Below are 22179 nucleotides of genomic sequence, written 5' to 3'. Positions count from 1 at the left end.
TCTCTTGTCGGTCTTGAATCGGGTGTCGATTGCTACGCAAATCTGTTGCCGGGCCGGGCGAGGCCAAGGTTCTGGCGCAAGGTCCGGCCCTCGTATTCGGTTCTGAACAGCCCACGCCGTCGCAGTTCCGGGACCACGCCATTGGCGAAGTCTTCGAGCCCGCCGGGCAGGTGCGGCACCAGCACGTTGAAACCGTCCGCCGCGCCCTGCTCGAACCATTCCTGCAAACGGTCGGCAATCTGCGCCGGGGTGCCGACGACGCTGTAATGCCCGCGCCCCCCTGCGATTCTGCGACCCAGTTCGGCCAGGGTCAGATGCTCCCGACCGGCCAGTTCGGTCAGCAGTTTCTGCCGGCTCTGCTGGCCGCTTTCAGTCAGCGGCAAATCCGGCAGCGGCCCGTCCAGCGGGTACTTCGACAGATCGAAGTTGCCCAGCATACGCCCAAGCAGGGCGACGCCCACCTCGGGTTCGACCAATTGCTGAAACGTTTCACATTTTTCCTGCGCTTCGGCGTGCGTCTGCCCGACCACGACGAACACGCCGGGCATGATTTTCAGTGAATCGGCGCTGCGTCCGTATTTCGGCAAGCGGCCCTTGAGGTCGGCGTAAAACGCCTGGGCGCTGGCCAGTGAAGTCTGCGCGGTGAACACCACTTCAGCCGTCTGCGCCGCCAGTTCACGTCCGGTTTCCGACGAGCCGGCCTGCACGATCACCGGCTGACCCTGTGGCGAGCGCGCGACATTCAGCGGGCCTTTGACCCGGAAGTGCTCACCGACGTGATCCAGCACGTACAGTTTTTCCGGGTCGTAATACGCACCGCTGGCCTTGTCGCGAAGGAAGGCATCATCCTGCCAACTGTCCCAAAGCCCGGTGACCACCTGATGAAACTCCCGGGCGCGGCTGTAGCGTTCGGCATGGCCGATGTGTTCGTCGCGGCCGAAATTCTGCGCTTCGGCGGCGTTGTCCGAGGTCACCAGATTCCACCCCGCTCGCCCGCCCGACAGGTGATCGAGCGAAGCGAACTTGCGCGCCACGTGGTACGGCTCGTTGTAACTGGTGGTAGCGGTGGCGATCAGGCCGATGTGTTCGGTTACCGCGCTCAAGGCCGAGAGCAACGTCAGCGGTTCGAAGTGATCCGAACGGGCCATGCGGCTGGCGATGTCCTGGGTCGGAGCGGCGACGCTGTCGGCGACGAACAAGGTGTCGAACTTCGCCGCCTCGGCAATCTGCGCCAGGCGTTTGTAATGGGCGAAATCCAGCCCGGCGTTGGCCGGCACATCCGGGTGACGCCACGCGGCAACGTGGTGCCCGGTAGCCATGAGGAACGCGCCGAGTTTCAGCTGTCTGCTCATCTCAGAAGTCCTTGCGCAGTTGCACGCCGAAGTAGCGTTCGTCATCGCGAGGCACGGCGCGGTAGATGTAGTTGCCACCGCTGGCGAGCAACGGCGAGTAGGACTTGTCGGTAAGGTTTTTGCCGAGCAGCGCCACGCGCCAGCCGTTGTTGTAATCGGCCAGGGCGACGCTGGCGTTCCAGAGGCCGTAGGCGCCCTGCTTGGTGTCGGCGTTCTGGCTGATGTCGTACTGCACTTCGCTCTGCCAGCTGTAGTCGGTGCCGAGTTCGATATCCAGGCCGTTATCCAGCGGGATCGTGTAGTCGGCGCGCACGTAGCTTTTCCAGTCCGGGCTGAACGGCAGCGGCTTGCCGTTGACGTTGCACGACGCCGCCGCACCCGCCGGGCAGGCGAACTGGTCGATGCGGGCGCGGGTGTAGGCCAGTGCGCCGGAAAACTTCAGTTGCTGGGTCGCTTGCAAGGCGTAATCGATTTCCACGCCTTCGGTGCTGACGCTGCCGGCGTTGATCAGGCGCGTTACGACTTGCCCGGCGACGGTGTCGAAAAAGTTCGCTTGGTAGTTGTCATAGTCGCTGTGGAAAACCGCGAGGTTGGTGGTCAGGCGATTGTTCCAGCTTGAGGCTTTGATCCCCGCCTCCCAGGTGTTGGAGGTTTCCGGTTTCAGCGCTTCGGTGTCGCGCGGCTGCATGTTGAAGAACACGTTGTAGGCCGGGCCTTTGTAGCCGCGCGAGTAGGTCAGATAAGTGGTGATGGCATCGCTCAGGTCGTACTGCAAACCGAGCCGGCCGGACCAGCCATCTTCATCCACCGAACCGGAGCTGCGGGTGGCCGGTTGAATGCCGCTGACGGTGGTGGCGGAAGTGGAAACGCGACGGTGATCGTATTCCAGATCGTCGTGGGTGTAGCGCAGGCCGGCGATGCCACGGAAGTCCGAAGTGAAATTCAACGTACTCTCACCGAACACCGCGTAGCTGTCGCTGGTGGTGCTGTAATCGGCGACGCCGCGATCAGTTCGTGTGGTGGTGGTCAGTGTGCGTTGATAGGTCTCGTCATCCTTGCCGTGCAGGTAGAACAGACCGCCGACGTATTCGAGGAACTCGCCTTTGGGCGAGGCCAGACGCAGCTCCTGCGAGTACTGGTCGAAGGCCAGGTCACCCTTGTCCGCCGTACCGGGGAACGCCGCCGTTACCGTGCCGAGGCGGTCGCCGTCCTGATACTGGGTGTTGTCCCAGCCACGCCACGCGGTGATCGAGGTCAGGGTGTAATTGCCCAGTTGCCAGTCGAGCTGGCCGGACAGGCCCTTGTTGGTGTCCTCGACGTGGGAGCGAGTGTCGGTGTTGATGTCGCGGTTGTGGCGAGTGGCGCTGACCGGGCTTAGCGCATTGGCGAAGGCCGGGGTCAGAGCTTTGGTGACGACGCCATTGGGGCCGTCATCGTGGGACTGCATGTAGTCGGCGATCAGGGTGAAGGTGACGTCGTCGTTCGGGGTGAATTCCAGTTTGCCGCGCACGCCGCGATGGTTGTAGCCGTTGACCTCCTGACCGTTGTGCTTGTTGTCGACATTGCCGTCGTAAGTGCCGAACAAGGTGCTGATCGAGCCCTTGAGTGTGTCCGGAATCAGGCTCCCGCCAATGCCGAAACGGGTGCGACTTTCATTGCCGCTGTAGTACGACTGATCGATGTAACCGTGGGTCTCGGCGGTCGGCGCCTTGCTGGTGATGTTCAGCACGCCGGCCGAGGCGTTCTTGCCGAACAACGTGCCTTGCGGCCCGCGCAGGACTTCGACGCGTTCCAGGTCCAGCAAATCCAGAGTGGATTGGCCGGGACGCGCATAAACCACGCCATCAATCACCGTGGCCACGGTCGGCTCGACGCCCGGCGAGGTGGAAATCGTCCCCACGCCGCGCACGAACAGCGAGGTGTCCTTGTTCGATGCGCCAGTGCGGAAATTCAGCGACGGCACTTGCTGGACGATGCTCGCCACGCTGTTGCGGTTGTCACGCTCCAGTTGCTCGCCGTCGATCACCGACACCGCCACCGGGACCTTTTGCAGCGACTCTTCGCGGCGGGTGGCGGTGACCGTGACGGACTTGAGTGTCGGCTCCTGATCGGTGCTGTCGGCGGCGAACGCGGCGGGCAGCGGCAGCGCGGCCAGCCCGGTGAGTAGCCAGCCCGCAGCGCGGATCGATTGCGCCAGTTTGTGTGTCGCCCCAGGAATGTTGTGCATGTGTGCCCGCTCGAAAAGTTGCCCTGAACCGCTGCCGTTCTGCGACGACAGCGCCTGTCTCGGTGTCTTGGGCATTCGCTCGAGCGAGTAGCAGACAATGCGCTTTGTTAGCGCTAACATCGCCAGTATTGGCAAGCCGGACATAGACCGTCCAATACTGAAAAATTACTTTTATATGCGTTTTGGTTTTTAAGAAGGATCGAGCCTTGAGCGAAGAAAAGCCTCGCAAACGCCGTGGCGCCGGTCGCGTGACCCTCAACGCTGTGGCGCGCCAGGCCGGTGTTTCGGCAATCACCGTGTCGCGCTACTTCAACCAGCCGGAACAGGTCTCGCCCGAACGCCGCGAACGGATCGCGACGGTGGTCGCCGAGCTGGGTTATGTGCCGAATCTGGTGGCCGGCGGCCTCGCCTCGGCACGGGGGAAAATCGTCGGCATGGTGATTCCGAACATCTCCGGGCCGATCTTCGCCAACACCATTCAGGGTTTCAGCGACACCCTCAGCCGTCACGGTTATCAGCTGTTGCTGGCCTCGAGTTACTTCAGCACTGAACAGGAAGAAAACGCCGTGCGGGCGTTCCTCGGCTGGTCGCCGGCGGCGCTGGTGGTCACCAGTCATTTCCACAGTGCGGGCACGGAAAAGATGCTCGCCGAAGCGGATATCCCGGTGATCGAAACCTGGGATTACCAGCCGGATCGCGAGCCGATGCAAATCGGCTTTTCGCACTTCGAGGTGGGGGTCAGCGCCGCTCGTTATTTGCACGGCAAGGGCTATCGGCGGATCGCGTTTGTGCAAAACAGCGCACCCGGCGACTTCAGCGCACTGGAGCGCCGCGACGGTTACGCAGCGACCGTGCGTGAACTCGGTCTGGAGCCCTGGGTATTCGCACCGGACGCCGATCGCGCCCCGTTCGAAGCCGGCAAGCAAGCGATGGAAGCGCTGATGAGCGCCTCACCGCGCCCGGACGCTATCCTCTTCGCCAACGACAACCTCGCCGCCGGCGGCCTGCTCGCCGGACAACGCGCCGGCCTCAAAATCCCCGAAGACTGCGCCGTCCTCGGCTTCGGCGACTACCCGTTCGCCGAGATGCTGCTGCCGAGTCTCAGCACGATCAAACCGCCCGCGCTGGAGATTGGCGTGCTGGCGGCAACCCGGGTGCTGGAAAGCCTGGGCGTGTTGCCGAGCGATGAGGTGCAGCGGTTGAATCTGCTGCAGTGCACGGTCATAGAGCGGGAAAGTACCTGACAAGTATGGCGTGGGCCGGTTTGGCTATGCTCTAGGTAACACCGCACATTCCACAGGCGCGACCATGCACACCGCAATCATCATCTTCTTCGGCCTGATCCTGCTGGCGCTGATGCTCTACATCGGCGAGCGCATCGGCTTCAGTCGACAGACCATGGCCTACGGTTTCGCAGCGTTGTGGCTGGCGTTGACGGTGATCAATGGCGCGGTCGGCGTGGTGCACGCCGGGCAGCCGCTGGGGTCGGAGATTGCGATTGGCAGTGCCGTGTTTGGCGTGCCGATCGCTGCGATGGTGTTGTTCATGGTGCTGAGCGCCGAGACCTGAAACCGTCCCGGCGCCCTGCTCCGATCAACGCACCAGATGCAGGAACTGCATGTGCCGCTCGTACTGGTCGAGGATGTCGTTGATGATCTGTTCTTTGGTGTAACCGACCAGATCGTAGTCCTGACTGCCCTCGCTCAGATGCACTTCGGCGCGGTAGTAGCGGCGATTATTGAGCTGCTTGGAACCCATGCCGCCACGGGCAAACGACGGCGTGAAGTAGCCGCGCATCTGCACCTGATAGATGAACGGGTGCAGCTCGCCGTGACCGATTTCCAGGCTGACGCTGTCGTGGGCCGGATCGGGTTGCGTCACGACATTCAGCCCCTTTTCGACAAACACCGCCGTCACTTCTTCGATGGCCGGTTTCACCGTGGTGTCCATGAAGCGGTACACCTCGTCACGCGACGGGAAGTGCACAGCCTGGCTCAAACGCTGTCGCCAACCACCCTTGCCACGCCGGGAGCCGGAAACCGGGGCCAGCGAATGCAGTTGCGCGATCTGCTTCTGCGACTCCAGATAGAACGCCTTGTGCAGCCCCCACATCATCAGCAGCAGAATCAGCGAGAACGGCAACGAGGTCAGCACCACCGCCGACTTCAGCGCATCGATGCTGCCGGAGAACAGCAGTGCGCTGGTCACCAGCGCGGTCATCGCACCCCAGAACACCCGCAGCCATTTCGGCCCGTCTTCATCCGGATTGCCGCCCTTGGCCGACAGTGTCGAGAGCACCACGGTGCCGGAGTCGGCGGAGGTGACGAAGAACACGAAGCTGATAAACACCGTCACCGCGATGACGGTCTTGCTCCACGGGTAGGTTTCCAGCAGCAGGTAGAGCGTCATCGATGGGTTGTCGAGGGCCGACATGCCCAGTGCCGACATGCCGTGATTGAGCACCTGATCGATGGCGCTGTTGCCGAAGATCGACATCCACGCCAGGGTGAAACCGAGCGGGATCAAAAGCACGCCGAAGACGAATTCGCGGATGGTCCGGCCACGGGAAATCCGTGCGATGAACAGGCCCACGAACGGCGACCATGCAATCCACCAGGCCCAGTAGAACACCGTCCAGCCGCCGAGCCAGTCGCTTGGTTTGTCGTAGGCGTAGAGGTCGAAACTCTTCATCGGCAACGCGCCGAGGTAGTCACCGAGGTTCTGGATCAGGGTGTTGAGCAAATGCTGGGTAGGACCGGCGAACAACACGAACAGCAGCAGCGCACAGGCCAGCAGCATGTTGATGTCGGACATGACCCGCACGCCCTTATCTACGCCGGAAACGGCGACGATGATCGCCGCGCCCATCATCAGCGTGATCAGGCCGACCTGAATCCACTGGGTGTGGGCGATACCGAACAGATAATCCAGCCCCGAGTTGAGGTGCAACACGCCGAAGCCCATGTCCGCACCGAGACCGAACACCGTGGCGATGATGCCGAAGCCATCGACCGCGTAGCCGATGGGGCCGTTGATGCGCTTGCCGATCAGCGGGTACAGCGCCGAACGCAGGGCCAGCGGCAGGTTGTGCCGATAAGCGAAATACGCCAGTGCCATGCCGACGAACGCGAACACGCCCCAGCCATGCAGGCCCCAGTGCAGAAACAGAATCTGCATCGCCTGACGCGCCGCATCCGCCGTGCCGGCCTCGCCTTGCGGCGGCTGGAGCATGTGGGTCAGCGGTTCGGATACACAGAAGAAAAACAGCGTGATGCTGATCCCGGCGGCGAACAGCATGCCGGCCCAGGACAGGTAACTGAATTCGGGTTCGTCGTGGTCGGCACCGAGCTTGATCTTGCCGTAGCCCGATAACGCGGTGACCACCACGAAGACCAGATACAGGGTCATCGCGAGCATGTAGTACCAGCCGACCGTATTGGCCGCCCAGTTTTGCGCTTCAAGAAGCCAGGCACCGGCCTGTTCCGGCATGGCAATGACAACGAGGCCAAAGAGCAGAATCACCGTTGCGGCGAACCAGAACACCGGCGGATTCATGCGTACCAGACCGCTGGCGGGGGTAGACGATGCACTCATGAACGGTGCACCTCAAGGGGTTGAGAAATGGCTGAAATGATCGGACTCAGCAAAGGCAAGCCTCCTGTTGTGAGCGGGCAGCGAGCTACCGGTTTAACTTGAATGAACGTTCAAGTTAAACATGGATAGCATGCTCAGGACTAATCGCAGGGCTCAGCGGTCGCTTTCGTACGCTAGCTCAAGGTTGGGTATGACGGGGGTTTGGGCGGATTCGTTCAGTGGAAAAATCAAAGTCAAAAGCGCCCTCACCCTAACCCTCTCCCTGTATGTACCGGATACATGGTGGACAGGTGTTCGGAGACATGGTGGACACTTTTAAATAGACACATTGCTCATCGCGAAGGAGATGGCCTGTGTCTTGGGAAGAGGTGTCTACCGTGCAGCTACGTACAGAATTCGTGCTTTTGGCTCGGCAAGAAGGGGCCAATGTTCGGCAGCTTTGCCGTCGATTCAACATCAGCCCAAGCACTGCCTACAAATGGCTCAGCAGGTTTGAAAAATCAGGGGCCGAGGGGCTGAACAATCAGTCACGACGACCGAAGACGTCCCCCAAACGTTGTGCTGACGAGGTGGAGAAGCAGATTCTGATCGTGAGTCAGGAGTACGCGGCTTGGGGCGCTCGCAAGCTCAAACGCGTGCTGGAAGACAAAGGTTTAGCGATGCCTTCCGTCAGTACTGTGCATGCAGTTTTACAGCGTCATTCGCGCGTTGATCCAAAGGCTGCTGAGATCAAACCGTTTATCCGGTTCGAGCATGAAGCGCCCAACGATCTCTGGCAGATGGACTTCAAGGGCCATTTCAGCCTGAGTCAGGGGCGTTGCCATCCATTGACGATACTGGACGATCACTCGCGGTTTTCGATGTGTATCGCCGCGTGCGCCAATGAGCAGCGTGACACCGTCCAGGAGCATCTAATCCGGGTCTTTCGGCGTTACGGCTTGCCTTTGCGCATAACGATGGACAACGGTTCGCCCTGGGGTGACCAGACTGGGGTTTATACCGCGCTGGAAGTCTGGCTGATGGGTCAGGGCATCAAGGTAGGTCACTCCCGGCCTTATCATCCGCAGACCCAGGGAAAACTGGAGCGTTTCCACCGCAGCCTGAAGAGTGAAGTGCTGCAAGGTCGGCACTTCACGGACCTCAACAGCGCACAACAGGCATTTGATATCTGGCGTGATGTCTACAACCAGAAACGTCCTCATCAAGCGCTGGATATGCAGGTGCCGGCGACTCGCTACAGCAGCAGCCCTCGGGAGTATCAGGAGCAGCAAATGGCGCCGGAATACGCCGACGGAGATGTGGTCAGAAAGGTCCAGGTGAAGGGCGAGATTTACTGGAGGAACCGTGAATACTCAATCGGAAAAGCATTTCACGGGCTGTCGATAGCGATCAGGGAAACAGCGGAGGATGGCATCCACGATGTCTACTGGAGTAGACATCGTATCGCCCGAATCGACTTGAACTTGCAGATTGTTACGGCAGGTAAGAGGATCTAAAAACCGTCCACCATGTCTCCGAACATGTGTTCACCATGTCTCCGGTACATACACTCCCGGGGGGAGAGGGGACTGATTGGGGGATGCTTGAGAGTTTCGCCGACCTGATCTTGCTGTATCGAATCCATAATCGACTGATTCTTTCAGGTCGATGTATAGGCCCCGCGCCCTAGGGAGCGGGGGAACTGATTGGGGGATACGTGAGAGTTACGCCGACCCGATTTTGCTGCACCGAATCCATAATCGACTGGTTTTTTCAGGTCGATGTAAAGCGCCAGACACCTCAGTCGGCTCCCTCTCCCTCCGGGAGAGGGCTGGGGTGAGGGTGGCTTTTGATGTCTTACTTCTGCGTCCCGTCATCATGCTGCAGGTTGGCCTGAGTCAGGTTGCACCCGGCCGGCACGCTGCGGGTCAGCCACACGTTGCCGCCGATGGTCGAGCCTTTGCCGATGGTGATCCGCCCCAGAATCGTCGCGCCGGCGTAAATCACCACATCGTCCTCGACGATTGGATGGCGTGGATGCCCCTTCTGCAACTGACCGTCCTCGTCCGCCGGGAAGCGTTTGGCGCCGAGGGTCACCGCCTGATAAATCCTGACGCGCTCGCCGATAATCGCGGTCTCGCCGATCACTACTCCGGTCCCGTGGTCGATGAAGAAGCTGCGGCCGATCTGCGCGCCAGGGTGAATATCGATGCCGGTTGCCGAGTGGGCGATTTCCGAACTGATCCGCGCCAGCAGTGGCAAGCCTGCACGATACAAATGGTGCGCCAGGCGATGGTGAATCACCGCCAGAATCCCCGGATAGCACAGCAGCACTTCATCGACGCTGCGCGCCGCCGGATCGCCGTGATACGCGGCCAGCACATCGGTGTCGAGCAGGCTGCGCAGGCCTGGCAGCGCCAGAGCGAAATCCTGAATGATCCTGATGGCCTGTGCCTCGACTTCGCTGTCGTCCCGGGCACTGTGACGGGCGACGTAACGCAGTTCGAGTCGTGCTTGCGCCAGCAATGCATTCAACGCGACATCAAGGGTGTGGCCGACGTAAAAATCCTCGCTTTCTTCACGCAGGTCCACCGGCCCCAGACGCATCGGGAACAACGCGCCGCACAAGGCTTCGAGAATCTGCGCCATCGCATCACGGGACGGCAACTCGCGTCCGCCCTGCTCGCCGCTGGCGCGGCCATTTTGCGTACGCCATTGATCCCGGGCGGTACGCAGTTGGCTGACGATGGTCTGCAATTGCCAATGGCTGGAACGCTCGCTCACGGTAAAGACTCCTCACGGGCGGCCGGACTGTCTGGCCGCGTCAACGGCCACTACTTTACGGCAACGCATCGGATGCGAATTAAGAACCGATAGTGCTGGCCTAAGCACATTTGGCTATAAGCGAATGACGGTTGCCCCGGTAAATCGGCGTGCCTATAGTCCTGACATCTCCTTGCATCAGTACGGAACCATGCCCACACAACCGATCAAACAACAGCTGGACCGCTTTAATCGCCTCGACCTGCTCGGCCAACCGACCCCACTGGAAAAGCTCGAGCGCCTGTCCACCTGGCTCGGTCGCGATGTCTACATCAAGCGCGATGACCTGACGCCACTGGCCATGGGCGGCAACAAGCTGCGCAAGCTCGAATACCTCGCCGCCGATGCCCTCGCCCAAGGCGCGGACACCCTGATCACCGCCGGCGCACTGCAGTCGAACCACGTTCGCCAGACCGCTGCGCTGGCCGCAAAACTGGGTCTGGGCTGCGTAGCCCTGCTGGAAAACCCGCTGGGCACCGACGACGTCAATTACACCGGCAACGGCAACCGCCTGCTGCTGGATCTGTTCGACACCAAGGTCGAGCTGGTCGACAACCTTGACAACGCCGACGAACAACTGGCTGCCCTCGCCGTGCGCCTGCGCAGCAACGGCAAGAAGCCGTATCTGGTGCCGATCGGTGGCTCCAACGCCCTCGGCGCGCTGGGTTACGTACGCGCCGGTCTGGAGCTGGCTGAACAGATCAAGGACACCGGCCTGCAATTTTCTGCCGTGGTGCTGGCCTCGGGCAGCGCTGGCACTCACAGCGGCCTGGCCCTGGCCTTGAGCGAAGCGCTGCCGCAACTGCCGGTGATCGGCGTGACGGTTTCGCGCAGCGAAGAAGATCAGCGCCCGAAAGTGCAAGGCCTGGCCGAACGCACCGCCGATCTGCTGGGCGTGGCGCTGCCGGACAGCTTCAAGGTCGAGTTGTGGGACGAATACTTCGGCCCGCGCTACGGCGAGCCGAATGCCGGGACACTGTCGGCGGTGAAACTGCTGGCCAGCCAGGACGCCGTGCTGCTGGATCCGGTCTACACCGGCAAGGCCATGGCCGGGCTGCTCGACGGCATCGGGCGCGGGCGTTTCGACGACGGCCCGATCATCTTCCTGCACACCGGCGGCGCCCCGGCGTTGTTCGCGTACAAGGACTTTCTGTAGTAGGTCGACGCGCATACTGCAGCGCTCGTTCCCACGCTTTGCGTGGGAATGCAGCCCGGGACGCTCCCACGCAGCGTTTGGGAACGTTCGGAATATCAAAAACACATATTCAATTTAAGAATAACAAAAAGAAAATTCATTATTTTCCATTCTAAAAAAACCGTCATATAGTCTCGCCGCAGGCGAATTTCGCGAGAGACGCATAAGCTGCTTTAAGGCAGGATAGCGCTGTCGTCCAATTCCCGGATTCGCCAACTTTCCTTAAGCGTCTTCCATAAGAAAACACAGGGGCTTGTCATGATTTTTTCCGCACTACGTCGAAATCTGCTGGTAGGTTCGCTGGGCCTGGCACTGAGCGCCGGCCTGATCAGCAGCGCCGTTGCCGGTGAGCAACTGCAACAGATCAAGGACAAAGGCGTTATCAACGTCGGCCTGGAAGGCACTTACCCACCGTTCAGCTTCGTCGATGCCGACGGCAAGCTGTCGGGTTTCGAAGTCGAACTGTCCGAAGCCCTGGCCAAGAAGCTGGGCGTCAAGGCCAAGATCCAGCCGACCAAATGGGACGGCATCCTCGCAGCCCTGGAATCCAAGCGTCTGGACGTCGTGGTCAATCAGGTGACCATCTCCGACGAGCGCAAGAAGAAGTATGACTTCTCCGAACCGTACACCGTGTCCGGGATTCAGGCGCTGGTGCTGAAAGACAAGGCAGCCGCGCTGAACATCAAATCCGCGGCCGACCTGTCCGGCAAGAAAGTCGGCGTGGGTCTGGGCACCAACTACGAACAGTGGGTCCGCGCCAACGTGCCGGGTGCCGACGTTCGCACCTACGACGATGATCCGACCAAGTTCGCCGACCTGAACAACGGCCGTACCGACGCAATTCTGATCGACCGTCTCGCTGCGCTGGAATATGCCAAGAAAGCGCCGAAAACCGTGGCTGCCGGTGAAGCCTTCTCGCGTCAGGAAGCCGGTATTGCCCTGCGCAAAGGCGAGCCTGAACTGCTGGCTGCCGTGAACAAGGCCCTCGACGAACTGCGCGCCGACGGCACCCTTGAGAAGCTGTCCACGAAATACTTCAACGCTGACGTCACCCAATAATGGAAGAAGCTTTCCAACTCGCACTGGACTCCGCGCCCTTCCTGTTGAAGGGCGCGTACTACACGGTAATCCTTAGCCTGGGCGGCATGTTCTTCGGCCTGCTGCTGGGCTTTGGCCTGGCGTTGATGCGCCTGTCGCGCTTCAAGTCGGTCAGCTGGCTGGCCCGCATCTACGTGTCGTTCTTTCGCGGCACGCCGTTGCTGGTGCAACTGTTCGTGATCTATTACGGCTTGCCGCAATTGGGCATGGAACTCGACCCGCTGCCGGCGGCGCTGATCGGCTTCTCGCTGAACATGGCCGCCTACGCCTGTGAAATCCTGCGTGCCGCGATCGGTTCGATCGAACGCGGCCAGTGGGAAGCCGCTGCGAGCATCGGCATGACTCGCGCGCAGACCCTGCGCCGGGCCATCCTGCCGCAGGCCATGCGCACGGCGTTGCCGCCGCTGGGCAACAGCTTCATTTCACTGGTCAAGGACACCGCACTGGCCGCCACCATTCAGGTGCCGGAGCTGTTCCGTCAGGCGCAGCTGATTACCGCCCGGACTTTCGAAGTCTTCACCATGTATCTTGCCGCCGCGCTGATCTACTGGATTCTGGCCACGGTGCTGTCGCACTTCCAGAACAAGCTGGAAGCGCGGGTCAATCGGCACGACCAGGAGTCCTGACCCCATGATTGTCGTGGAAAAACTGACGAAGCAGTTCAAGGGTCAAGTCGTGCTCAACGGCATTGATCTGGAAGTGAAAGAAGGCGAGGTCGTGGCAATCATCGGGCCCAGCGGCTCGGGCAAGACCACGTTCCTGCGCTGCCTGAACTTCCTTGAGGAACCCACCAGCGGCCGGATCAAGGTCGGCGAGATCGAGATCGATACCAGCCGCCCGCTGAACCAGCAGCAAAGCCTGGTGCGCAACCTGCGCCAGCACGTGGGCTTTGTGTTCCAGAACTTCAACCTGTTCCCCCACCGCACCGCCCTGGAAAACGTCATCGAAGGCCCGATCGTGGTCAAGAAGACGCCTCGCGACGAAGCCATTGCCCTGGGCAAGAAGCTGCTGGCCAAGGTCGGCCTGGCGGGCAAGGAAGACGCCTACCCACGGCGCCTGTCCGGCGGCCAGCAACAGCGCGTGGCGATTGCCCGGGCGCTGGCGATGGAACCGGAAGTGATCCTGTTCGACGAACCGACTTCGGCCCTCGACCCCGAGTTGGTGGGCGAAGTATTGGCGACCATTCGCGGTCTGGCCGAAGAAAAACGCACCATGGTTATCGTCACCCACGAAATGGCATTTGCCCGTGACGTGGCCAACCGCGTGGTGTTTTTCGATAAAGGCGTGATCGTCGAGCAAGGCGAAGCCAAGGCGTTGTTTGCCAATCCGAAAGAAGAACGCACGCGACAGTTTCTCAGCAAGTTCCGCAACAACGGCTGAGCACTGAAAAGTGCAAACCGCTCACTTCCACGGATGGAAGTGATATTTCGCCAGACATGCAAACCCCCTCAAAACATAAACAAACCCCCTCCTGCAACGACAGCAAATATATATGTCCTGCAACAACTTCATCGTGCGTAAAATTCGTCGCACGTTGATTCCTCGCTTCACAAGAGTTCCCGACGAAACACGCTGAAAACCGCCAAAACCTGTAGCCAGGTTCCTTGTCACGCCTAGTCCTATTGCTATAACAACGTAGGACGTTTCTGATTAACTGGTAATTCACGGATTAACTAATCCGCTCGCTTGACACCTCTTCCGGCGAACTCTTATCTAGTCATCAACCGGCAAACGCTAGTTCAACAAGTTCCTTTATAACTTGTACGAGACTCCAAAGTTTTATTGCCGGGTAATACACGCCATTCGTTCTTTCGAAAACGGACTTCGCTGCAAGACTTCAAGGAGAGAAACCGATGACCTGCATTTCAATCATCCCGAAATTGGCACCGCCGGCCCTGGAGCAAACCCATGGCACCGGAATCAACCTCATGGCGGCCGCCAACCTGTCACTCGAAATCGAACCGTATGACGAGATGGACAGCGGCGACTTGATCGAGCTGTTCTGGGATGGCTGCTACGTCGCTTCCCGCGTGCTGAATGCCGGGGATGTCGGAAGCACGATTTGCCTGCGGGTACCCGAGAGCTTCATTGTCAACGGTACACCCTGCGTGCATTACCGGGTCATGCAGGTCGGAAGAAACCCGGCCTTGTCGCCCAGCGCCCGGTTTGAGGTCAAGCTCGACTGCCCGGGCGGGCAACCTGCGCCGGGATGCGAGGAAGAAAATCAGTATCTGCTGCCGGTCAGCCTTCCAGACGTCATCCGCCGGCGCGGGGTCAACCCGAGTCAGATCAAGCGCGGCGTCCCTCTGACCATCGAGCCTTACCTGAACATGGCCGAAGGCGACGAAATCACTCTGCGCTGGGGTGATGCGCGGATGGATCTGCCCCCTGTCACGCAAGCCGATGTCGGCCAGGGAATCCAGGTCTGGGTGCCGCCGGCAATCATCGTTGAAGCGGGCGAAGACCTGCGACTGGATGTGACTTACTGCGTCATTGATCGAGTGGGCAACAACTCGCGCTGGGCGCCGCCACGCACCCTGAAGATTGGCTGCGTGAATCCTTATCTGAAAGTGCCCTTGAGGCAAATTCCCATGGCCGCGGAGCGCAAAGTCGAGTGAGCTTTCGATCTTCTATGCATATTCCTAAAAGTTAGTTTATTTAAATTTTATACGCGCTTAGGGTATATGAACCGGACCACCGGACATTCTTTCGTTCGCCGCACTTTTGCGGCGTTTTTCATGAGATGTGAGGTAGGTAACATGGTCCGGAACCCAATCACCCCAGTGCGGATCGCCAGGGCATTGCGTGCAGCCAAGGAGTGGCACTGATGTCCAGTCTGGCAGACGCAAACGTCCAGAGTGATCTGGACATCGCCCCGTTGTTGTTGCCCGCACAAGTGCTGCGCAACGACGCTCAAGCCATCAAGGCTGCACATGAACTGGCGCAAGTCGCCCGCGTGCAGGCCGCCAGACGCGACCGTCAGCGCAAGCTGCCGTGGGCAGAAATCGAGCAATTCACCCGCAGCGGCCTGGGCAGTATTGCCATCCCGCGCGAGTACGGCGGGCCGCAGGTTTCCTTCGTCACCCTGGCCGAGGTGTTCGCGATCATTTCCGCGGCCGACCCGGCACTGGGGCAGATCCCGCAGAACCAGTTCGGCATCATCAACCTGATCCTCGGCAGCGCCACAGAAGCGCAGAAACAGCAGCTGTTGCAGAGTGTGCTCGAAGGCTGGCGCATCGGTAACGCCGGGCCGGAACGCGGCACCAAGGACACCCTGGAACTGAAAGCGCGCATCACCGCCGATGGTGATGACTACGTGATCAACGGCCAGAAGTTCTATTCCACCGGCGCACTGTTCGCCCACTGGGTCGCGGTCAAGGCACTCAACGATGACGGCAAGCAAGTGCTGGCCTTCGTCCGCCGTGGCACACCGGGTCTGCGCATCGTCGATGACTGGTCCGGTTTCGGCCAGCGCACCACCGCCAGCGGAACGATCCTGCTGCACAACGTGCGAGTCGACGCTGGCCTTGTGGTGGACAACTGGAAGATCAACGAAAAGCCCAATACCCAAGGCGCGGTGTCGCAGCTGATTCAAGCGGCCATCGACGCCGGCATCGCCCGCGGCGCCATCGATGACGCCATCGAATTCGTCAAGACCCGCGCCCGGCCGTGGATCGATGCCAAGGTCGAACGCGCCAGCGACGATCTCTACGTGATCGCCGACATCGGCAAACTGAAAATCGAACTGCACGCCGCCGAGGCGCTGCTGTGCAAGGCCGGGCAAGTGCTGGATCAGGTGCACGCCGCACCACTCACCGCCGAATCCGCCGCCCGCGCCTCGATTGCCGTGGCCGAAGCCAAGGTGCTGACCACCGAGATCTCGCTGCTGGCCAGCGAAAAACTCTTCGAACTGGCCGGCAGCCGCGCCACCCTCGCCGAATTCAACCTCGACCGTCACTGGCGCAATGCCCGGGTGCACACCCTGCACGACCCGGTGCGCTGGAAATACCACGCGGTCGGCGCCTGGCGCCTCAACGGCAAGTTGCCGGCTCGCCATTCCTGGATCTGACGACCAGACATCTGGAGAAAACCTATGACCTTTTCCCATCCCGTCGCGGTCATCACCAGCGACGAGCAAGCCCTGATCGTGGCCAGTGACCTGGCCGAAGACTTCCAGCGCGACAGCAACCTGCGCGACCGCGAACGCCGCCTGCCGCTGCCGGAACTCGACGTGTTTTCCCGCTCCGGCCTGTGGGGCATCAGCGTGCCCAAGGAGTACGGCGGCGCCGGCGTGTCCAACGTGACGCTGGCCAAAGTCATCGCCCTGATCGCCCGGGCCGATGGCTCGCTCGGGCAGATTCCGCAGAACCATTTCTATGCCCTCGAAGTGCTCCGGGTAAACGGCAGCCACGAGCAGAAACAACGTCTCTACGCTGAAGTCCTCGCTGGTCAGCGCTTCGGCAATGCTCTGGCGGAACTGGGCACCAGGACCGCCCACGACCGTGTCACCAGCCTCAAACGCGACGGCAGCGGCTATCGCATCAACGGCCGCAAGTTCTATGCAACCGGTGCCATTTACGCCCAACGGATTCCAACGTCCGTGGTCGATGAAAACGGCGTGCAGCAACTGGCCTTCGTCCCGCGTGACAGCAAAGGCCTGACCGTGATCGACGACTGGAGCGGCTTCGGCCAGCGCACCACCGGCAGCGGCTCGGTGGTGTTCGAAGACGTGTATGTCGCCGCCGAAGATGTCATCCCTTTCCAGAGCGCTTTCGAACGCCCGACCCCGGTGGGCCCGCTGGCGCAGATCCTCCACGCCGCCATCGACACCGGCATCGCCCGCGCCGCCTTCGAAGATGCGCTGCACTTCGTACGCAGCAAGACCCGTCCATGGATCGATTCGGGCAACGACAAGGCCACCGAAGACCCGCTGACCCTCAAAAGCTTCGGCCACCTGAGCATCCGCCTGCACGCCAGCGAGGCCTTGCTCGAACGCGCCGGCGAATTCCTCGATGCGGCCCAGGCCGAGACCAACGCCGAGACGGTTGCAGCAGCCTCGATTGCCGTCGCCGAAGCGCGGGCGATCAGCACCGAAATCTCTCTGGCCGCCGGCAGCACGTTGTTCGAACTGGCCGGCAGCCAGGCCACCCTGATCGAGCACGGCCTCGACCGTCACTGGCGCAACGCCCGGGTGCACACCCTGCACGATCCAGTGCGCTGGAAGTATCACGCGGTGGGCAATTACTACCTCAACGATGAAAACCCTCCGCTGCGAGGGACCATCTGATGAGCAAGAAAAAGATCCTGCTCAATGCGTTCAACATGAACTGCATCGGCCACATCAACCACGGGTTGTGGACGCATCCCCGCGACACCTCGACCCGATACAAGACCATCGAGTACTGGACCGAACTGGCGCAATTGCTGGAGCGCGGGCTGTTCGACGGACTGTTCATCGCCGACATCGTCGGCGTGTACGACGTCTACCAGAACTCGGTTGACGTCACGTTGAAAGAGTCGATCCAGCTGCCGGTCAACGATCCACTGCTGCTGGTATCGGCGATGTCCGCGGTGACCAAAAACCTCGGCTTCGGCCTGACCGCCAACCTCACCTACGAGCCGCCGTATCTGTTCGCCCGACGCATGTCGACCCTCGACCACCTGAGCCGTGGGCGGGTGGGCTGGAACATCGTCACCGGCTATCTGGACAGCGCCGCCAAGGCCATGGGCCTGAGTGAGCAGGTCGAGCATGACCGGCGTTACGACCAGGCCGACGAGTACCTCGAAGTGCTCTACAAACTCTGGGAAGGCAGTTGGGAAAACGGTGCGGTGCTCAACGATCCGCAGCAGCGGATCTACGCGCAGCCGGACAAGGTGCACAAGGTCGAGCACAAGGGCGAGTTCTATCAGGTCGAGGGTTATCACCTGTGCGAGCCGTCTCCGCAGCGCACGCCGGTGCTGTTCCAGGCTGGCAGTTCGGATCGGGGTCTGCTGTTCGCCGGACGCCATGCCGAGTGCGTGTTCATCAGTGGCCAGAACAAACCGTCGACCAAGGTTCAGGTGGACAAGGTCCGTGCCAGCGCCGTCGAAGCCGGGCGCAATCCCGAGGACATCAAGGTGTTCATGGGCCTGAACGTGATCGTCGGCGAGACCGAAGAAGAGGCCTGGGCCAAGCACGCCGAATACCTGAGCTACGCCAGCGCCGAAGCGGGCGTGGCGCATTTTTCGGCGTCCACCGGGATCGATTTTTCCCAGTACGAAATCGACGAACCGATCCAGTACGTCAAGAGCAACGCGATCCAGTCCGCCACCAAAAACCTGCAGAACAACGACTGGACCCGCCGCAAGTTACTCGACCAGCACGCTCTGGGCGGGCGCTACATCACCGTGGTCGGCTCCCCGCAGCAAGTGGCGGATGAGCTGGAATCATGGATCGCCGAAACCGGTCTCGATGGCTTCAACCTGACCCGCATCGTCACCCCGGAAAGCTATGTGGATTTCATCGATCTGGTGATTCCGGAACTGCAACGGCGCGGCTCGTACAAGACCGCGTACGACACCGGCAGCCTGCGGGAAAAACTGTTTCACGGCGAAGCGCACTTGCCGCAGCAACACACGGGCGCCCACTACCGACACACCTCCTCGCACTGACTGGAAAACCACCATGACCAAGAAGCTTCTGTCCCACCCAGTCAAAGCACTGGCCCTGGCCTTCGGCCTGTTCAGCTCGGCCATTTTCGCCGCCGACGCGCCGTTGAAAATCGGCACCACCGCCGCCTTCGCGATTCCGTTGGAAGCTGCCGTCGAAGAAGCCTCCAAACAAGGCCTGAAAGTCGAACTCGTGGAGTTCACCGACTGGATCGCGCCCAACGTCAGCCTCGCCGCCGGTGACATCGACGTGAACTACTTCCAGCACATCCCGTTCCTGGAAAACGCCAAGGCTGCTTCCGGTTTTGACCTGGTGCCGTTTGCCCCGGGGATCATCAACAACGTCGGCCTGTACTCGAAGAAATACAAAAGCTTCGATGAGTTGCCTGAGGGCGCCAGCGTCGCCATCGCCAACGACCCGATCAACAGCGGACGCGGCCTGCAACTGCTGGCCAAGGCCGGTCTGATCACGTTGAAACCGGGCGTCGGCTACAAGGCAACCGAAGACGACATCGTCGCCAATCCGAAGAAGATCAAGATCCTCCAGGTCGAAGCCGTGCAACTGGTGCGCGCCTACGATGACGCTGATCTGGTCCAGGGCTACCCGGCCTACATCCGATTGGCGAAGACCTTCGACGCAGGTTCCGCGCTGCTGTTCGACGGCCTCGACCACAAGGAATACGTGATCCAGTTCGTGATCCAGCCCAAGAGCAAGACCGACCCGCGCCTGATCAAGTTCGTCGACATCTACCAGCATTCGCCGGCCGTTCGCGCCGCGCTGGACAAGGCCCATGGCAAGCTGTACCAGGCCGGTTGGGAAAGCTGAGGATGACCGCAGCCATCCAACGGCGACTGGATCTTCCAGAGCCACCCGCGCTCGCGGAGCGCACCGAACTGCATCCCGAGCTGAACCGCGCCCATGTGCGCTTCATCGGGCTGGGCAAAACCTACGACGGCAAGCAAGGCCCGGTCGCAGCCCTGCAAGGCATCGACCTGGCGATCCAGCGCGGTGAAGTGTTCGGCATCATCGGCCGCAGCGGCGCCGGCAAGTCGTCGCTGATCCGCACCATCAACCGCCTCGAACAACCGACCTCGGGCCGAGTGCTGATCGATCAGGTGGACATCGGCGAGTATGACGAGGATCGCCTCGTCACCCTGCGTCGGCGGATCGGCATGATCTTTCAGCACTTCAACCTGATGTCGGCGAAAACGGTGTGGCAGAACGTCGAGCTGCCACTGAAAGTCGCCGGCGTCCCGAAAGAACAGCGGGAGAAAAAGGTTCGCGAACTGCTGGAGCTGGTGGGCCTGCAAGCCAAGCACAAGGCGTATCCGGCGCAGCTGTCCGGCGGGCAGAAACAGCGTGTCGGCATCGCCCGCGCGCTGGTGCATGACCCGGACATTCTGCTGTGTGACGAAGCCACTTCGGCGCTGGATCCAGAAACCACCCAGTCAATCCTCGGCCTGCTGCGCGAGATCAACAAACGCCTGGGCCTGACCATCGTGCTGATCACTCACGAGATGGCTGTGATCCGGGAAATCTGCGACCGCGTCGTCGTGCTGGAACATGGCCGCATCGTCGAACAAGGCCCGGTCTGGGAAGTGTTCGGCAACCCGCAACACGAGGTCAGCCAGACCTTGCTCGCGCCGTTGCAACACGCCTTGCCCGAAGAGTTGCAAAGCCGTCTGCAGGCGCAACCGTCGTCGTCCGATGCATCTGTGGTGCTGCGTTTGCAGTTCACCGGCCGCCAGCAGGATGAACCGGATCTGGCCGCGCTGTTCGCCGCGCTTGGTGGCCGGGTGAAATTGCTCCAGGGCGGTGTGGAACGGATTCAGGGCCACGCGCTAGGGCAACTGTTGCTGGCAGTGGCGGGATCAAAGCTGAACGCCGAGGAATTGCGTCAGCGTGCCGGCCAATGGGCGCAACGCACGGAGGTGCTGGGCTATGTGGTTTGATCGCTTGTTGCAGGGTTTCATCGATACGTTTCTGATGGTCGGCGTGTCGTCGCTGATCGCGTTGCTCGCCGGGATTCCGATGGCGGTGATTCTGGTCACCAGCGACAAGGGCGGGATCTATGAAGCGCCAATTCTGAACCGCGCTCTGGGTGCATTCGTGAACCTGTTTCGCTCGATTCCGTTCCTGATCCTGATGGTCGCGCTGATCCCGTTCACCCGGCTGATCGTCGGCACCACCTACGGCGTATGGGCCGCCGTTGTGCCGCTGACCATCGCGGCCACGCCGTTTTTTGCGCGGATCGCCGAAGTGAGCCTGCGCGAGGTGGACCACGGTTTGATCGAAGCCGCGCAAGCCATGGGCTGCCGACGCTGGCATATCGTCTGGCACGTGCTGTTGCCCGAAGCGCTGCCAGGGATTGTCGGCGGGTTCACCATTACGCTGGTGACGATGATCAACTCCTCGGCGATGGCCGGAGCGATTGGCGCCGGCGGACTGGGTGACATCGCCTATCGCTATGGTTATCAACGTTTCGACAGTCAGATCATGCTGACCGTGATCGTGCTGCTGGTGGCGCTGGTGGCGGTGATTCAGCTGGGCGGCGATCGTCTGGCGCGTGGGTTGAACAAGCGCTGAACTGCATGGCGTATAGTCGGCAACATCCATTGCCAGCGCAGCCCGACCATGAAACAGACCCCCACCGATCTGGAACAGATCACCTCCACCACCCTCGGCCACTACAACTCGGTGGCCGAGGATTTTCGTGAGGGCACCCGCGATCACGATGTCAGCCAGAACATCGACGCCCTGCTGCGCCACATCCAGGGTGACGCGCCGTTTTCCATCCTCGATTTCGGCTGCGGACCGGGTCGGGATTTGCAGACTTTCACACGGATGGGTCACATAGCCGTCGGCCTCGACGGTGCGGAAAAATTCGCGCAGATGGCTCGGGAGGACAGTGGCTGTGAAGTGTGGTGCCAGGATTTCCTGAAGCTGGATCTGCCGGCAGAACGCTTCGACGGCATCTTCGCCAACGCGGTGCTGTTTCATGTGCCGTTGCAGGAATTGCCACGAGTCTTGAAGCAGTTGCACGGGACATTGAAACCGGGCGGCGTGCTGTTCAGTTCCAACCCGCGTGGGGATAACCGTGAGGGCTGGAACGGGCCGCGTTATGGGTCGTATCACGATCTGGAGGCATGGCGCGGATTGCTGACGGCGGCAGGGTTCGCGGAGCTGGAGCATTACTACCGACCGGCGGGACTGCCGCGTGAACAGCAGCCTTGGCTGGCGAGTGTCTGGCGCAAGCGCTGAG

The 22179-nt window shown here is 61.0% G+C and carries 19 protein-coding genes; 15 read left to right on the top strand and 4 right to left on the bottom strand.

Going from position 1 to position 22179, the window contains the following annotated elements:
- Positions 1-32: 32 nt before the first annotated feature.
- Together ACSPX5_RS25055 and ACSPX5_RS25050 are read right to left on the bottom strand one after the other, a co-directional pair.
- Positions 33-1352 carry an LLM class flavin-dependent oxidoreductase gene (locus ACSPX5_RS25055; protein WP_439820461.1) on the bottom strand — a complete coding sequence of 440 codons (1320 nt, stop codon included), beginning with the start codon at positions 1350-1352 and terminating at the stop codon, positions 33-35.
- A 1-nt stretch (position 1353) separates the two neighbouring features.
- A complete protein-coding gene (locus tag ACSPX5_RS25050; protein WP_439820460.1) occupies positions 1354-3579 on the bottom strand; it encodes a TonB-dependent receptor in 2226 nt (741 codons plus the stop codon).
- A 206-nt stretch (positions 3580-3785) separates the two neighbouring features.
- Between ACSPX5_RS25050 and ACSPX5_RS25045 the strand changes: the two genes are divergently transcribed.
- Positions 3786-4823, top strand: a complete 1038-nt coding sequence (locus ACSPX5_RS25045; protein WP_439820459.1) for a LacI family DNA-binding transcriptional regulator — start codon at positions 3786-3788, stop codon at positions 4821-4823.
- A 64-nt stretch (positions 4824-4887) separates the two neighbouring features.
- A complete protein-coding gene (locus ACSPX5_RS25040) occupies positions 4888-5148 on the top strand; it encodes a hypothetical protein (protein ID WP_114881008.1) in 261 nt (86 codons plus the stop codon).
- 24 nt (positions 5149-5172) lie between these two features.
- On the opposite strand, the gene betT is transcribed toward ACSPX5_RS25040, so the two are convergent.
- The gene (gene betT, locus ACSPX5_RS25035; protein ID WP_207866886.1) at positions 5173-7134 is read right to left on the bottom strand and encodes a choline transporter BetT; all 1962 of its coding nucleotides are present in this window, start codon (positions 7132-7134) and stop codon (positions 5173-5175) included.
- Between the two features lie 392 nt (positions 7135-7526).
- On the opposite strand from betT, the gene ACSPX5_RS25030 reads away from it, so the two are divergent.
- Positions 7527-8669: an IS481 family transposase gene (locus ACSPX5_RS25030; RefSeq protein WP_169428712.1), complete on the top strand. Its 1143-nt coding sequence runs from the start codon at positions 7527-7529 to the stop codon at positions 8667-8669.
- 340 nt (positions 8670-9009) lie between these two features.
- Here ACSPX5_RS25030 and epsC read toward each other — a convergent pair whose 3' ends face one another.
- On the bottom strand, positions 9010-9936 hold the full coding sequence (gene epsC, locus ACSPX5_RS25025) for a serine O-acetyltransferase EpsC (protein WP_085712695.1): 927 nt from the start codon (positions 9934-9936) through the stop codon (positions 9010-9012).
- Positions 9937-10126: 190 nt separating this feature from the next.
- Here epsC and ACSPX5_RS25020 point away from each other — a divergent pair, with 190 nt between their 5' ends.
- The 12 genes from ACSPX5_RS25020 (at position 10127) to ACSPX5_RS24965 (ending at position 22178) form a co-directional block, all read left to right on the top strand.
- Positions 10127-11131 (top strand): D-cysteine desulfhydrase, encoded by a 1005-nt coding sequence (locus ACSPX5_RS25020; RefSeq protein WP_439820458.1) that lies wholly within the window; start codon positions 10127-10129, stop codon positions 11129-11131.
- Positions 11132-11428: 297 nt separating this feature from the next.
- The gene (gene tcyJ, locus ACSPX5_RS25015) at positions 11429-12229 is read left to right on the top strand and encodes a cystine ABC transporter substrate-binding protein (RefSeq protein WP_207866839.1); all 801 of its coding nucleotides are present in this window, start codon (positions 11429-11431) and stop codon (positions 12227-12229) included.
- Positions 12229-12894 carry a cystine ABC transporter permease gene (gene tcyL / locus ACSPX5_RS25010; protein WP_169428384.1) on the top strand — a complete coding sequence of 222 codons (666 nt, stop codon included), beginning with the start codon at positions 12229-12231 and terminating at the stop codon, positions 12892-12894. The genes tcyJ and tcyL overlap by 1 nt, the downstream gene beginning before the upstream one ends.
- A 4-nt stretch (positions 12895-12898) precedes the next feature.
- Complete coding sequence (tcyN, locus tag ACSPX5_RS25005; RefSeq protein ID WP_169428383.1) at positions 12899-13648, top strand: L-cystine ABC transporter ATP-binding protein TcyN; 750 nt, start codon at positions 12899-12901, stop codon at positions 13646-13648.
- Between the two features lie 473 nt (positions 13649-14121).
- Positions 14122-14886, top strand: coding sequence for a hypothetical protein (locus tag ACSPX5_RS25000; RefSeq protein WP_439820457.1), 765 nt, complete (start codon positions 14122-14124; stop codon positions 14884-14886).
- Positions 14887-15095: 209 nt separating this feature from the next.
- Positions 15096-16337: an SfnB family sulfur acquisition oxidoreductase gene (locus tag ACSPX5_RS24995; RefSeq protein WP_439820456.1), complete on the top strand. Its 1242-nt coding sequence runs from the start codon at positions 15096-15098 to the stop codon at positions 16335-16337.
- 24 nt (positions 16338-16361) lie between these two features.
- Entirely contained in the window at positions 16362-17555 is a 1194-nt protein-coding gene (locus ACSPX5_RS24990) for an SfnB family sulfur acquisition oxidoreductase (RefSeq protein WP_323161041.1), read from the top strand.
- The gene (locus tag ACSPX5_RS24985; protein WP_439820455.1) at positions 17555-18919 is read left to right on the top strand and encodes an LLM class flavin-dependent oxidoreductase; all 1365 of its coding nucleotides are present in this window, start codon (positions 17555-17557) and stop codon (positions 18917-18919) included. Before ACSPX5_RS24990 ends, ACSPX5_RS24985 begins: the two co-directional genes overlap by 1 nt.
- A gap of 13 nt (positions 18920-18932) precedes the next feature.
- The gene (locus ACSPX5_RS24980) at positions 18933-19742 is read left to right on the top strand and encodes a MetQ/NlpA family ABC transporter substrate-binding protein (protein ID WP_169428378.1); all 810 of its coding nucleotides are present in this window, start codon (positions 18933-18935) and stop codon (positions 19740-19742) included.
- A 2-nt stretch (positions 19743-19744) separates the two neighbouring features.
- Positions 19745-20869: a methionine ABC transporter ATP-binding protein gene (locus ACSPX5_RS24975; protein ID WP_439820454.1), complete on the top strand. Its 1125-nt coding sequence runs from the start codon at positions 19745-19747 to the stop codon at positions 20867-20869.
- Entirely contained in the window at positions 20859-21503 is a 645-nt protein-coding gene (locus ACSPX5_RS24970; protein WP_439820453.1) for a methionine ABC transporter permease, read from the top strand. The genes ACSPX5_RS24975 and ACSPX5_RS24970 overlap by 11 nt, the downstream gene beginning before the upstream one ends.
- 48 nt (positions 21504-21551) lie before the next feature.
- Positions 21552-22178 carry a class I SAM-dependent methyltransferase gene (locus ACSPX5_RS24965; protein ID WP_439820452.1) on the top strand — a complete coding sequence of 209 codons (627 nt, stop codon included), beginning with the start codon at positions 21552-21554 and terminating at the stop codon, positions 22176-22178.
- Position 22179: the final 1 nt, after the last annotated feature.

This window comes from Pseudomonas sp. HLG18 (assembly GCF_051903985.1).
GTDB classification, from domain to species: Bacteria; Pseudomonadota; Gammaproteobacteria; order Pseudomonadales; family Pseudomonadaceae; genus Aquipseudomonas; species Aquipseudomonas fluorescens_BT.
Note: the sequence above shows the minus strand (reverse complement) of the source record. Positions and strands in the feature narration are given on the sequence as shown.

Bases quoted from the DNA above. Each gene is read 5' to 3' on its own strand.
- ACSPX5_RS24970 (WP_439820453.1), top strand. From the start codon at position 20,859: ATGTGGTTTGATCGCTTGTTGCAGGGTTTCATCGATACGTTTCTGATG.
- ACSPX5_RS25050 (WP_439820460.1), bottom strand. From the start codon at position 3,579: ATGCACAACATTCCTGGGGCGACACACAAACTGGCGCAATCGATCCGC.
- ACSPX5_RS25040 (WP_114881008.1), top strand. From the start codon at position 4,888: ATGCACACCGCAATCATCATCTTCTTCGGCCTGATCCTGCTGGCGCTG.
- ACSPX5_RS24975 (WP_439820454.1), top strand. From the start codon at position 19,745: ATGACCGCAGCCATCCAACGGCGACTGGATCTTCCAGAGCCACCCGCG.
- tcyJ (WP_207866839.1), top strand. From the start codon at position 11,429: ATGATTTTTTCCGCACTACGTCGAAATCTGCTGGTAGGTTCGCTGGGC.
- ACSPX5_RS25000 (WP_439820457.1), top strand. From the start codon at position 14,122: ATGACCTGCATTTCAATCATCCCGAAATTGGCACCGCCGGCCCTGGAG.
- betT (WP_207866886.1), bottom strand. From the start codon at position 7,134: ATGAATCCGCCGGTGTTCTGGTTCGCCGCAACGGTGATTCTGCTCTTT.
- ACSPX5_RS24990 (WP_323161041.1), top strand. From the start codon at position 16,362: ATGACCTTTTCCCATCCCGTCGCGGTCATCACCAGCGACGAGCAAGCC.
- ACSPX5_RS25055 (WP_439820461.1), bottom strand. From the start codon at position 1,352: ATGAGCAGACAGCTGAAACTCGGCGCGTTCCTCATGGCTACCGGGCAC.
- ACSPX5_RS24995 (WP_439820456.1), top strand. From the start codon at position 15,096: ATGTCCAGTCTGGCAGACGCAAACGTCCAGAGTGATCTGGACATCGCC.
- ACSPX5_RS24965 (WP_439820452.1), top strand. From the start codon at position 21,552: ATGAAACAGACCCCCACCGATCTGGAACAGATCACCTCCACCACCCTC.
- ACSPX5_RS25020 (WP_439820458.1), top strand. From the start codon at position 10,127: ATGCCCACACAACCGATCAAACAACAGCTGGACCGCTTTAATCGCCTC.
- ACSPX5_RS24980 (WP_169428378.1), top strand. From the start codon at position 18,933: ATGACCAAGAAGCTTCTGTCCCACCCAGTCAAAGCACTGGCCCTGGCC.
- tcyN (WP_169428383.1), top strand. From the start codon at position 12,899: ATGATTGTCGTGGAAAAACTGACGAAGCAGTTCAAGGGTCAAGTCGTG.
- ACSPX5_RS24985 (WP_439820455.1), top strand. From the start codon at position 17,555: ATGAGCAAGAAAAAGATCCTGCTCAATGCGTTCAACATGAACTGCATC.
- tcyL (WP_169428384.1), top strand. From the start codon at position 12,229: ATGGAAGAAGCTTTCCAACTCGCACTGGACTCCGCGCCCTTCCTGTTG.